General features: G+C 41.0%; 13 protein-coding genes. 8 read left to right on the plus strand and 5 right to left on the minus strand.

Features of this window, described 5'->3' with window-relative positions; genetic code table 11:
* Positions 1-3 precede the first annotated feature (3 nt).
* Positions 4-648 carry a CPBP family intramembrane glutamic endopeptidase gene (locus tag ACPPVU_RS10075; RefSeq protein WP_426671573.1) on the plus strand — a complete coding sequence of 215 codons (645 nt, stop codon included), beginning with the start codon at positions 4-6 and terminating at the stop codon, positions 646-648.
* Between the two features lie 84 nt (positions 649-732).
* Here the strand turns inward: ACPPVU_RS10075 and ACPPVU_RS10080 are convergent, their stop codons facing one another.
* Complete coding sequence (locus ACPPVU_RS10080) at positions 733-1,527, minus strand: LytR/AlgR family response regulator transcription factor (protein ID WP_426671574.1); 795 nt, start codon at positions 1,525-1,527, stop codon at positions 733-735.
* Positions 1,528-1,731: 204 nt separating this feature from the next.
* Here ACPPVU_RS10080 and ACPPVU_RS10085 point away from each other — a divergent pair, with 204 nt between their 5' ends.
* From ACPPVU_RS10085 to ACPPVU_RS10095, 3 genes are read left to right on the plus strand one after another with little or no spacing between them, the layout of a single operon-like run.
* A complete protein-coding gene (locus ACPPVU_RS10085; protein WP_426671575.1) occupies positions 1,732-2,361 on the plus strand; it encodes a YceI family protein in 630 nt (209 codons plus the stop codon).
* Entirely contained in the window at positions 2,358-3,515 is a 1,158-nt protein-coding gene (locus ACPPVU_RS10090; protein ID WP_426671576.1) for an FG-GAP repeat domain-containing protein, read from the plus strand. The genes ACPPVU_RS10085 and ACPPVU_RS10090 overlap by 4 nt, the downstream gene beginning before the upstream one ends.
* A gap of 59 nt (positions 3,516-3,574) precedes the next feature.
* Complete coding sequence (locus tag ACPPVU_RS10095) at positions 3,575-4,084, plus strand: GNAT family N-acetyltransferase (RefSeq protein WP_426671577.1); 510 nt, start codon at positions 3,575-3,577, stop codon at positions 4,082-4,084.
* Positions 4,085-4,771: 687 nt separating this feature from the next.
* On the opposite strand, the gene ACPPVU_RS10100 is transcribed toward ACPPVU_RS10095, so the two are convergent.
* The gene (locus tag ACPPVU_RS10100) at positions 4,772-5,461 is read right to left on the minus strand and encodes an HAD family hydrolase (RefSeq protein ID WP_426671578.1); all 690 of its coding nucleotides are present in this window, start codon (positions 5,459-5,461) and stop codon (positions 4,772-4,774) included.
* 438 nt (positions 5,462-5,899) lie between these two features.
* On the opposite strand from ACPPVU_RS10100, the gene ACPPVU_RS10105 reads away from it, so the two are divergent.
* Together ACPPVU_RS10105 and ACPPVU_RS10110 are read left to right on the plus strand one after the other, a co-directional pair.
* Positions 5,900-6,892, plus strand: a complete 993-nt coding sequence (locus ACPPVU_RS10105; RefSeq protein ID WP_426668270.1) for an IS110 family transposase — start codon at positions 5,900-5,902, stop codon at positions 6,890-6,892.
* 221 nt (positions 6,893-7,113) lie between these two features.
* Entirely contained in the window at positions 7,114-7,473 is a 360-nt protein-coding gene (locus tag ACPPVU_RS10110; protein WP_426671579.1) for a DUF1493 family protein, read from the plus strand.
* A gap of 122 nt (positions 7,474-7,595) precedes the next feature.
* On the opposite strand, the gene ACPPVU_RS10115 is transcribed toward ACPPVU_RS10110, so the two are convergent.
* The 3 genes from ACPPVU_RS10115 to ACPPVU_RS10125 form a co-directional block, all read right to left on the minus strand.
* The gene (locus tag ACPPVU_RS10115) at positions 7,596-8,846 is read right to left on the minus strand and encodes a hypothetical protein (protein WP_426671580.1); all 1,251 of its coding nucleotides are present in this window, start codon (positions 8,844-8,846) and stop codon (positions 7,596-7,598) included.
* A gap of 125 nt (positions 8,847-8,971) precedes the next feature.
* Positions 8,972-9,385, minus strand: coding sequence for a type II toxin-antitoxin system VapC family toxin (locus tag ACPPVU_RS10120; RefSeq protein ID WP_426671581.1), 414 nt, complete (start codon positions 9,383-9,385; stop codon positions 8,972-8,974).
* Entirely contained in the window at positions 9,382-9,627 is a 246-nt protein-coding gene (locus ACPPVU_RS10125) for a DUF6364 family protein (RefSeq protein ID WP_426671582.1), read from the minus strand. The genes ACPPVU_RS10120 and ACPPVU_RS10125 overlap by 4 nt, the downstream gene beginning before the upstream one ends.
* 198 nt (positions 9,628-9,825) lie before the next feature.
* Between ACPPVU_RS10125 and ACPPVU_RS10130 the strand changes: the two genes are divergently transcribed.
* On the plus strand, positions 9,826-10,746 hold the full coding sequence (locus ACPPVU_RS10130; protein ID WP_426671583.1) for a hypothetical protein: 921 nt from the start codon (positions 9,826-9,828) through the stop codon (positions 10,744-10,746).
* Positions 10,747-10,888: 142 nt separating this feature from the next.
* Positions 10,889-11,530 (plus strand): hypothetical protein, encoded by a 642-nt coding sequence (locus tag ACPPVU_RS10135; protein ID WP_426671584.1) that lies wholly within the window; start codon positions 10,889-10,891, stop codon positions 11,528-11,530.
* Positions 11,531-11,571 lie beyond the last annotated feature (41 nt).

An 11,571-nucleotide genomic window follows, 5' to 3' on the forward strand; every position in this document is an offset into this window, starting at 1 on the left:
TCTATGCCGCTTAGTAAACAGACCAGGATTTGGGTGGATATCATCATGATCGCTTTCGTGATGCTGTTTCCGCATTACGCTCATTTGCCCATGTATGCTTACCCTTTCGTGGTTTTGGGTGTGATATGGATCTACCTGAATTTTAATAAGGAAAGCTTTGCATCTATCGGTTTCCGTTTTGCTGATCTGAAATGGAGGGCTTTTTATGTTGGCGGTGTAATAGGATTGGTGTATGCGGCTTTTCATTTTTGGATATTGGGCCCATTTATTACGCACCTGGGTTTCAAAAGTGCTAACCTTTCCGACTTTAATTTTATCAGGCATCATTTTATTAATTACATTTTCTTGCTGTTGCTGGCCGCGTTCCTGGTTGTGCCTTATGAAGAGATCGTTTTCCGCGGATTTATTTTTAACAGGGTCAGGGTGATGTTTGGCAAATCGTTTTTGATCAGCGCTATCATCACGAGTATCCTGTTTGCACTCTATCATTGGCAGGAGGGATGGGGTGCAGTTATCGCGATATTTATCTTTGCGCTGTTTATTACCTGGCTTTATAAAGTGTTTAAGGGCAATCTGTGGTATTTGATATTTTTCCACTTGCTATATGATACTTTTATGCTGACGATGATCTTGCTGGGGAAGATGTAGGTGTTGGTTGATTAGTTGATTAGGTTGATTGAGTTAAATAAGTTAAACTAATCAACTTAATCCAACTCAATCAACCTAATCAACTTAAGACGCTTCAAGCAAATGCCTGTAGCTTCTTCCTATCGGTATAATCTCGTTATTGCTCAAAACCAATTTATTGCTTTGCGTATGCTTTATTTTATTATTGGCGACCATATATGATTTATGGACACGCACAAAATGTTTGGCAGGGAATAATTCTTCAACAATTTTTAAAGAACCTTTTACAATGATCTTCCCGTCATCGGTATAAATAATAGAATAATCCTTTAAGCCCTGTATATAATAAATTGAATTTAGAGAGGTCTTGAATTTTTTGGTGCCTGATTTAAGGAAGACATAATCGCTGTCGTTATGACTGGTTATCATAATTGAAGCTTCCCGCTTAAGCTCTTCCTGCAGGTTTTTAAGTTCCATGCGCTGACGGTACCAGTCCAAACTGAGATTAAAAGCTGTTGTGATAGCCAGGTACCAGCCTGCGGTAATAAAGTTATACGGAAATGAATACCAGAAACTTCGATAGCTGATGGCGCCTATAACAAAACCATACAAGTAAATATCATATAGGTTTTGCAGCGTAACATATATGCACAGGGATAAAATGAGCAACGCAAAGTAAGCAGGATATCGTTTGGTGGAAAAATAGCGGGGGATAAGATAAAAGATATGAAAATATGATAGTGAAATGATGAGCGTGAGCCTTACTACAGTGCATTCGGCAAAATGACCAAGGCCCGCTTTTTGTATAAGGTAACGCCTATCAAACAAAAACACCATTGTTATTACTACCCAGAATAACAGGTGAAGCAGTTTTTTGGTAGCCGGCCATTGAGCGTTCATAGCAATTTTAAAATGTTTTATGCAATGATCAATATAAAACAGACAAACGACTAATTGAATAGACCAACATCAAATTTAATAGATGAATGATGCTATGGAAAACTATAGATCAATATACGTCTATTAATTGAGGCTTTGGTCTACTATATTTTATCAGGGCAAAAATGGTGGCTAATCTTGTGTTGTAATTTAAAATCAAACAACATGAAAACACTTCTTTTTTGTTTGCTGATGCTCAGCAATGCTGGGATCAGCACCCACACAAATAATTATCCAAAACCCGGCGGAGTTAGCGTTTTAACTGTTGATCCGGCAGTGAGTACGATCAACTGGAAGGCTGAAAAGCCAACGGGGAAACACAATGGAACGATCAGGATACAGTCGGGCGACCTGGTTTTTTACTGCAAACAATTGGCTAAAGGTTCTATAACTATCGACATGAATTCCATAACCGTGTGTGATCTGGTTATGCTTGATAAGCAGAAATTAGAGAATAACCTGAAGGGCGATAATTTCTTTGATACTGATAGTTTCCCTTTGGCAAAATTGGATATTGTTTCGGTTGATCACAGGTCGGAGTCTGTATATCACTTTGTTACCGTTACAGGTAATTTAATGCTGCATGGGATCAGTAAAAAGGTAGTCTTTACAGTGGACATCTCGAAAAATACCGATACCAGCTTTATGGCCCAGGCTGATATCAAGATCAACCGGCGCGACTGGAACATCGCAACAAAGAATGTTAAGTACGATACATTCATTTATAGCGATATCAACCTGCATGTGCTGCTACAGGCAAATAAAGCGAATACACAAACAGCTGCCTCGCTATGAAAAAGGTGCAAATCTTGTTTTTCGCGATCATCGAGTGCGCTTTGATTGCTTGTGCAGTTGGTCATACTTCAAATAAAGAAAATATGATCACCCTGAAAGTTGGCAAAACTCCAACCAGCATCGAAGTTGCGGATTTGGACAATGATAAAATACCAGACCTCGTAATTGCCAATGGAGGCGATAGCAGCGTTACCATTTTGCTCGGAAAAGTGAATGGGGCTTTTACCGAAGCTAAGGGCTCGCCATTTTATGCGGGCTGTACACCAAATGACGTAGTGATAGCAGATTTTAATAAAGATGGCAAGCCTGACCTTGCCTTTGCTAATCATACCAAAAAATACCTGACTGTATTGGCTGGCGAAGGTGATGGAAGCTTTAAACCGTTGAAAGGATCGCCCTTTGCGGTGGATGTTATCCCGCATACTCATGGTGTTGCAGCAGGCGATTTTAATAAGGATGGCAATACCGACCTGGTTACGGACAGTTGGGGGAATGACCGGATAGAAATACTTTTCGGAAATAATAAGCATGGATTTAATACGCCAGGTACTTTTATAAAAGTTGGCAAACATCCCTACCAAAGAATCAGAACGGCGGATTTGAATATGGACGGGAATACGGATATTGTTACCACTAATTTGGATGGCAATAATGCTACTATCCTGTTGGGAAATGGTAAGAGTGGCTTTTATGAGCCACCAGGTTCGCCATTTGCCTGCGGCGACTCACCCTTTGGAGCCGCGGTCGGGGATATCAACGGAGATGGCAAGCCCGATCTGGCGATTGTGAACTCGCCTACCATTACCTCAAGCAATACCGGCAGGGACGGGCTTACTATATTGATCGGGGATGGCAGTGGCAAATTTGTTATTATGCCGGGTTCGCCCTTTACTGCCGGTAAAAGTCCCAGCAGAGTTGCCATAGGCGATATCAATGGCGATGGTATTAATGATATTGCAGTCGCAAATTATAATAGCAACAGTATCACCGTATTTCTGATGAACAGGCATGCAGTGGTATCAAGCTATACAGTACCGGTTGGTCAAAAGCCGGACGGTATTACCATTGCGGATGTGAATGGTGACGGTAAAAACGAAATACTGGTAACCAATAGTCTTGATAACACGCTCAATATAATTGAAACGGCTAAATGACACGTCGGCATTTTATTATTAATCGTAAAAAAATTAGGTTTGCAGCTTTAAAAATTTATATGCCTATTACCCAAGCTACCCTATTCGATGCTGCCGAACTAACTAATCTTGTCAACAGCGCCTATCGCGGTGCATCATCCCAAAAGGGCTGGACGAGCGAGGCGCATCTATTGGGAGGCATCCGTATTGATGAGCCTACCATGGCCGAATATCTGCAAGATCCAAACGTTACGATGTTAAAATACACTAATGATGAAGGGCAGATCATCGCTTGCGTTTATCTTGAACTCAAGGAGCAAAGGCTGTACCTGGGCATGCTTACCGTATCGCCAACGTTGCAGGCAAACGGCATTGGTCGGCAGTTGCTGCAGGAAGCAGAGATCGTAGCCAAACAGTTGAATTGTGGTGCTATATTTATCACAGTGATTACTACCCGCCACGAATTGATCAAATGGTATGAACGCAGGGGGTATCATACTACCGGGAAAATTATTCCATTTCCTACTGATACTAAATTTGGTGTGCCTAAGCAGGTGATTGAGTTGGGGGAGTTTGAGAAGGAAGTGTAAGATTTTGGGTTCTGAATTAATTGGGGGATTCAATTCATGTGTAGTCCCGCTCAATTGCCGCGGGAGGGCTGTTAGTTATTCACCAGTCATTTGTTTTTTATCGGTGTTCATGATTGCTATCGCAATTTTGGCTTGATCCAAAAGTAACCAAAAGATCAAGACAGAAAAAAGCTTCAGCCCGCCCTGCCGGTTCTTAACGCTTTTCTGGATGCTCATTCTTCGCATCACGCGAAAAGGCTAAACCGTCATTCCCGCCATACACCCGGCCCGCTTTTTTGTCAGCCCAACGCTCTTTTGTTTTGGGTTCATTTAATGAAGCAATATTTTTTATTTATTCCTGATCCCGTCAGTGGAACAGCTTCGGGCGAAATCAGGCAAAACGATGGTGGCCTTGTGAGTTGGAAAGAGCATAGCAATAGTTGCCGAAGTATCGGCCTGGTGGGAACGCAGTGGGGCAACATTTTGCAGCCCGTAGTTTTGGCTGATTTGCAGGGCAAAGGCCCCTGTGCGGCAAAGAAGCCTTTCTGTGACAGCCTTTATTCACCAGTGTTTGTTTTTTATAGGTGTTCATGAGCTCGCTACACTTCGGTTTTGGTTACTTTTGTGGCGACAAAAGTAACTAGGCCTCCGCGGCTATGAGCGGACAGAATATCTTATTTAAACCTAAATACTTTCAATACCGAAAATCTACACTGGCATCAGCCCTAACACTTCCTTCAAATGTTCTACGTGCCTGAAATTCTCATGGTCCAGCTTGGCTTCGACCTGCTCATGCGCCCAGGTGGTGTGGTAGGGAACATGGATAGCATGCCCGCCGATGTTTAATACAGGAATGACGTCTGATTTTAATGAGTTACCGATCATCATAAACTCATTAGGGAGGATATCGAGGTGTTTGATCAGCTTGAGGTAATCATCCTCACCTTTTTCGGACATGATCTCGATGTGATGGAAATAACGGCTCAGTCCGGATTTTTTTAGTTTTCGTTCCTGGTCCAGCAGGTCGCCTTTGGTGGCTACTACAATGCGGTATGGGCCTTGCAGGGCTTGTAGTACTTCTTCTACATTGTCGAGTAGCTCAATAGGTTCGTTCAGTAATTCCTTGCCGTAACCTATGATCTTTTCGATGGCTTCATTGGTGAGGTTGTTATCGGTTACTTTTAAAGCCGCCTCGATCATGGAGAGGATATAGCCTTTTATTCCATAGCCGTACAGGGGGAGGTTTTCAATCTCGATCTTCAGCAGCTCGCGCGATAGGGCATGCTGCGGCAGAAATTCTTCCAGCAGGCTGCAAAACTTCTTTTCGGTGTTCTGAAAATAAGGCTCATTTACCCAAAGGGTATCATCAGCATCAAAGGCGATCACTTTTATTTCCATCTGCTCAAATTTATACAATTATAAGTTATTGGGACTGATTCAAAAACTGTGAGATATATAATTATAAGATTGCTCCGGAGGAGCAAAATGTCGGTTGCATAAAAAAATAAACAACTTAATTGCTCCTTAGGTGCAATATTTCTTCATGCATGGCTGATGATGTTTTGCACCTACCTTTGGTCTAATTAAGAGTATTTTTTATAAATATTGTTATTGTTTGAAACGGGGGGTCTGGGGGGTGTTAAAAACTAAAAACTTTGTGAATAACGTTATGATAAAGGGCAGGGTGAACTTGAGCTCCTACTAAGTTTACAGAACTATGCTCCGTATTAGTCCCTGCCCTTTATGATTGCCCAAGGCCCAACTAGAATACTAACCTTGCTACAACAAAGGTTTTTTCGGCAAAAGGCAATCTTTATAAACTTAAATTATAAACGTATGAGAAAGTGGAATGTTATTCTGGGGGTGGATGTGTCGAAGTTGACACTGGACGTAAGTAGTTACGAGCTTGGGCAGCACATCAAAATCGACAATTGTTCTGCGGGGTTCAAGGTATTTCAGAAGTGGTGTAAAACTCATAACATCGATTTGCAAGAAACCCTGATAGTGATGGAATACACGGGTGGTTATGAATACAGGTTCATTCAATTTTGCGAGGCTTTTTCTATTTCATATTGCAGGGTGCCTGGACTTGAAATAAAAAACTCCATGGGTATGACCAGGGGGAAAAGTGATGAGGCCGACTCCTTTCGTATCAGCAAATATGGTGAACAAAGGATAAAAGACATTGAGCCTTCAAGGCCGTTGGATAAAACCATCCTGATACTTAAACAGCTCTTATCTTTTCGTAAACGATTGGTACGGGAAAATGCGGGCTTGCAAAGCACATTAAGCGAGCGCCAGCACATGTACGAGATAAAGACAGCCGATACAATTACCCGTGTTAGTAAGGCAAAAATGAAATCAAACACGGTGTACATAAACCAGGTGGAGAAACAGATAATGGAAATAGTTAAAGCCAATGACGCTATGTTGTTAAACTACCGGATAATAACCAGCATCAAGGGCATCGGTAAAATAAATGCATGGATGACCATCGCTTATACCGAAAACTTTACCAGTTTCCCGGATGCAAGAACGTACGCAGTGTATGTGGGTGTGCTTCCATTTGGTCATAAATCGGGAACAAGTGTCAAAGGCCGCACAAGGGTCAGTAAACTTGCAAATAAGGAACTGAAACAGGAGTTGAATCAAGCTGCAAAAACAGCGATAGCGCATGACCTTGAACTCAAAGCATATGCCGAAAGAAAGTTCAAAAACAAATGCTATCCACTGGTATTAAACAATGTTAAATTCAAGCTGATCCTCCGAATGTTCTCCTTAGTAAAAAGAGGTGAAATGTATGTGGATAACTACAAACGATCAGCCTGAAAAAAAGCAATTTTAAATTAATTTGGATATATGGTAAACCTAGAATACGGAGCAAAGATTTCTTATTGGCTTTCTGCTACCAACCTGTTACCCCTAATGGGGTAAATTAAAAACGGAAAGGAATCTACAGGAAAAACATTTCATTTTTTTTAAGAAATGATGCAACCGTTTTGAAAAAGTGTCGTCTTATAACCAAAGCGATCAAACAAAATTCGATTATAATGGAAGAAGTACTGCCTGAATTAAAAGAATTTATTGCCGGATATTGCGAACGATATAAGATACAAAAGGTTGATCCGGAAGCGTTGACTGTAGATACCAGTATTGATCTGGATCTGGATATTTTTGATATCGAGATCGATCTTTTCCTGGCGGAGTTTGCGGATACTTTCAGGATCGATAACTCTAAATTTACCTGGTATAAATATGGGTACCCAAAGGGATCAGTAGGTGTGGAGGTAATGAAAACGGTGTTCGGTTACAGGTATACCTGGGTAAAAAAGGTGGCTAATAAACTGTATAAACCTAAGTTTAAGGTTCAAAACCTGCAGGAAGCCATGAAAACAGGGAGACTGGTATAAGTGGGAAGGTATAATGCCTGCCTAACGGCAGGTAGACAGGGAATGGAGTGATTCCGGCTGGTGGGTCAGCTTTCAAATTCTAAGCCTGCTGGCCTGGGATTGCTCCATTCTCTGCAATGCTTCTAAAATGCTTCAAATATTACTTTATTCTTCTGCTTCAGCTCAATATTCCTGACTGAACCTGTTCCCTCGAACATATACCACATACCAACAATATTTTCGGGCAAGGGCAGTCTTGAATGGAAAACCACTTTCCCATTTACGTAATACGCCAGGCTGCTGCCTTCACTGCGGATATTCACTTTTACCCATTGGGTCAGATCAGTACCAAAACCCGACAAATCGGTACTTTTTCCTGATATCATGTTTGCCCCATCGATCATATTCAGCTCAGAGATGCATCCTTTGATAGACAAAGGCACAATAACGGGAATATTATCTGTTACCAGGCTGATATTCATAAACTGGCAGGTGCCCGAGCCTTCATGATAATCGTTTTTTACCTCGACGCTGAAATCGAAATCGCTGATAGGTACGGGAGTAAAATTACCTACATTGGCGTATTGAACCATCGGCGGCTGCGGACTTAGCATAATATTTTTTTGCTTCAGATCAGCCACAGAAAGCGACATAAGCCCATCCTTTAGAAACTCTGCCGGGTTAAGGTAAACAGGTATCGGCTCATGATTGATTAAACCAAGCCAGCCAATAGTTGGTATCAGCAGGGTATGTTCTTTAACAACGGTTTTGTTTACCAGCAGCTTAGCGTGGTAAAAACCCGGATAATAATAAACTGAAGTATATTGGTGTTTGCCAGGATCAACCCATGCCCTGGTACGGTTATCCCACGATTGCTGTATAAAAACTGAATCGCCGGCGGCTGCTTTGGCATCATAAGTAAATACTACTGAATTAGGTATATTCCTTGTAACCGGTTTGCTGCTGAAAAAGTAAGTGCCCTTTGCCGGTTCTTTTTTAACATGCATGCTGATCAGGCCAACTGCGGCAATGGCAATAACAATTAATCCAACAGTTATCCACCGGCCTTGTTTAGCTTTAGGTTTTACAGGAGCTTTTTCAACTTGTTTTGTAATGACTGCGTTGGCAGTGATCTTTTGCCGGGTAAATGCGCGCCAGCTTTCGAAGCCGGCAAACCGGGCTAAAGTATCCAGCGTGGTTGTACTGGGCATGTGATTGTACTCAACCTTTCCCCATATCCTTCGCAAAGTGCTGGCGCTTAAAGATACTTTGGTTTTATCAAAAATAAGCTGATTAAGTATCTCAAAATCTTTTCCTTGCCAGGTCGAGTTATCACCCCAGTCGAGCTGCTGTTCAATAATAGCCAGTAATTGTTTCAGTTCAGAAGCACTCATGCTTGAATTTTGGTTATTCGAAGATACAGTTATCCATTCTTTAAGACGCAGGGAAAATGATTCTGTGACAGGATTTTTAGCTCAAAATGATAAATTTTCAGTACTTGAAATCTCAACAGCAGGATCTATAAATGATTTAATAATTCATCAGGAGGTAATACAATAACTCCTGCATCTTTAAAATCCTTTATGTTTCTCGTTACAATAAAGTCTGCGTTAGCAATAGTATTAGCTGCAAAAATCTGGATGGCATCTTCAAAATCTTTATGCTTAGACAACAAGCTTTTTTTAATTATAGCCACGTCCACCGGAATGAGTTCTATAAAATCAAGTAAAGAAAGTAATATCTCCCGCAAAGCTGTTTCACCAAAATACTTTTTTAGTAAATAGTGTGAGGTAGCATAAGAGTGTGATGAGGTGTATAATTTTACTTTTCTCTTTTCGGCAAGATCAAATAGTTCGATAGCAAATTTACTGTAAGGGGGGCGATCTGCCAGAAGGTCAATCAATATGTTGGTATCAACAAATACTTTTTTCATAAATGCTTATTCTCGAAATAAGCATTTAATGCTGCCTTCTCATCAAAATCTTCCGGAAGCTTAACAACACCTGCTATTTTCTTTAGTTTAGGGGAAATGTCATTCTTGTTTGTGTTCTCTTCTGTAAGTGTTTCAAGATAGTTTTCAATTAGCTCAGATAAACTCCGACCCGTATGTTTAGCATATAGTTTGGCCTTCTTTATAGTGCTTTCTTCTACAGTCAATGTTAGTTTCGTTGTCATTGCACGTGTGTTTTTTATAAAGATACGTATTTTTTATAATCTGTCAAAGACATGCCATGAAATATTTGCTCAAAGTGCATTTCTTATTAATGATCTTATTTTCAAAAAGATACAACTTGAAAAAACTTGAACAAGGTATGAATTGCCCCTATCTGATTGTAAATATAAGTTTGTGTAACATCAATTACTAACACAATTATGAGCAAGTTATTTTTATTGGCGGTGGCCCTCTGTTTTTTAACAAGCACCTCGCTATATGGACAAAAAAGCATCTGGAAAACGAAAGATGCTTACCTGGGGCAAAAGCCGCCGGGCGATACCCCCGAAGTATTTGGCGCTGGCATGTTGGCAAAAGCTGACACCTTTGCGTTTGACCGGGTAGCTTTTTCAGATGACGGGACTGAGTTCTATTTTCCCACCAATAACACCTGGTTTAGCGGCGTAAATGACAGGGTTTGCTATATGAAATTTGAGAACGGCAAATGGAACGGCCCTTTTGTTTTGAATGCACATTATTATGCGCCAACTTTTTCGGTCGATAATCAGACGCTTTATTTTTTAGGCGGACAGGGTGATGGTAAGCATTCATTTGTATGGCAGTCGCACCGCACAGCAACCGGGTGGAGCGCACCTGAGGTCTACCTTAAAAAGAGTTACGGTCTTTATGATTTTATGCCGACCAGCAGCGGCACTTGTTATGCAGGCAGCAATGTGCATCTGGATAAAAGGGGAGATTACCAGGACTACGATATCAGCGAACTGAAAATGTCGGCAACGGATACTACCATCCGCAGTATTGGGGAGCCATTAAATACACCGGGCTTTGACGGAGATTTTTTTGTGGCGAGGGATGAGTCGTATATCGTCATTAGTGCCAAAGAACAGAAAGATTATGAATGTGAGCTCTGGATCAGTTTCCATAAAAAAGATGGCAGCTGGACCGCGCCTGTAAGTCTTGGCCCCAAGATCAACGATGGTCCGGCTCACCGCTGGGGCGAATATGTGACGCCTGATGGTAAATACCTCATTTATTCAACCGGTCATAGTCCGAAAGATTGCCACCTGGCCTGGGTAAGATTTGATCATTTACTGGAGAAATTGAAGAAGGAGAGTTTGTAAGTATTTGACTTATTTTTGAAATTATATTTCGTGTTAATTGTTTTATTGAAATATAATTTTGTTTATATTTAATTTTCGAAATAATAATTGAATAAACCTAATAAAGTATACTAGGAAATATCACCACTAAAACCTTATATAAATGAGAAAAATAATATTAGTACTTACACTTTTATTGCTAATTGCAATCTTGAACGGTTTCGGCCAGACTAACCCAGCTGGAGAAATGCAAAAGAATTATACACTATATAACCGGTCGATGAGTCCTGGCGAAGAATCCGGGAGCGTTCATTTGGATGCTCGCACAGGTGAGGGGATCGCCTGGATCAAAGACAAGAAATTTAAACAGGGGACTATTGAGTTTGATGTAAAAGGGAAAGATGCGTTCATGGCTAGTTTTGTTGGGATCGCTTTTCATGGTGTAAACGAAGCAATTTATGAAGCTGTTTATTTCCGGCCTTTTAATTTTCAGTCGACAGATCTCACTCGGGTAATGCATGGAGTGCAATATATTGCGAGTCCTAAGTTTGATTGGCCGGTACTGCGGAGTACCTTTCCAGGCAAATACGAGCAGCCTATTTCTCCGGCGCCTGACCCCAATTCCTGGTTACATGTACGTATAACAGTAGAAAGTAAAAATATTAAGGTATATGTCAATGATGGCACAAGCCCGGTACTTAATGTAGAGCCACTTGTAGAAACAAAAGGGGATATGATTGGCTATTGGGTCGGCGGTGATTCTGCTGGTGACTGGAAAAATTTTAAGATTACCCCATTGAAATAATAATTAGCCCAGAGCCCTTGTTGGTGTTGTCACCAATAAGT

Source organism: Mucilaginibacter sp. McL0603, from assembly GCF_049992945.1.
Lineage (GTDB): Bacteria > Bacteroidota > Bacteroidia > Sphingobacteriales > Sphingobacteriaceae > Mucilaginibacter.

What these genes read in the sequence shown, in the direction of transcription:
- ACPPVU_RS10075 (WP_426671573.1), top strand. Translation starts at nt 4, where the DNA reads ATGCCGCTTAGTAAACAGACCAGGATTTGGGTGGATATCATCATGATC.
- ACPPVU_RS10080 (WP_426671574.1), bottom strand. Translation starts at nt 1,527, where the DNA reads ATGAACGCTCAATGGCCGGCTACCAAAAAACTGCTTCACCTGTTATTC.
- ACPPVU_RS10085 (WP_426671575.1), top strand. Translation starts at nt 1,732, where the DNA reads ATGAAAACACTTCTTTTTTGTTTGCTGATGCTCAGCAATGCTGGGATC.
- ACPPVU_RS10090 (WP_426671576.1), top strand. Translation starts at nt 2,358, where the DNA reads ATGAAAAAGGTGCAAATCTTGTTTTTCGCGATCATCGAGTGCGCTTTG.
- ACPPVU_RS10095 (WP_426671577.1), top strand. Translation starts at nt 3,575, where the DNA reads ATGCCTATTACCCAAGCTACCCTATTCGATGCTGCCGAACTAACTAAT.
- ACPPVU_RS10100 (WP_426671578.1), bottom strand. Translation starts at nt 5,461, where the DNA reads ATGGAAATAAAAGTGATCGCCTTTGATGCTGATGATACCCTTTGGGTA.
- ACPPVU_RS10105 (WP_426668270.1), top strand. Translation starts at nt 5,900, where the DNA reads ATGAGAAAGTGGAATGTTATTCTGGGGGTGGATGTGTCGAAGTTGACA.
- ACPPVU_RS10110 (WP_426671579.1), top strand. Translation starts at nt 7,114, where the DNA reads ATGGAAGAAGTACTGCCTGAATTAAAAGAATTTATTGCCGGATATTGC.
- ACPPVU_RS10115 (WP_426671580.1), bottom strand. Translation starts at nt 8,846, where the DNA reads ATGAGTGCTTCTGAACTGAAACAATTACTGGCTATTATTGAACAGCAG.
- ACPPVU_RS10120 (WP_426671581.1), bottom strand. Translation starts at nt 9,385, where the DNA reads ATGAAAAAAGTATTTGTTGATACCAACATATTGATTGACCTTCTGGCA.
- ACPPVU_RS10125 (WP_426671582.1), bottom strand. Translation starts at nt 9,627, where the DNA reads ATGACAACGAAACTAACATTGACTGTAGAAGAAAGCACTATAAAGAAG.
- ACPPVU_RS10130 (WP_426671583.1), top strand. Translation starts at nt 9,826, where the DNA reads ATGAGCAAGTTATTTTTATTGGCGGTGGCCCTCTGTTTTTTAACAAGC.
- ACPPVU_RS10135 (WP_426671584.1), top strand. Translation starts at nt 10,889, where the DNA reads ATGAGAAAAATAATATTAGTACTTACACTTTTATTGCTAATTGCAATC.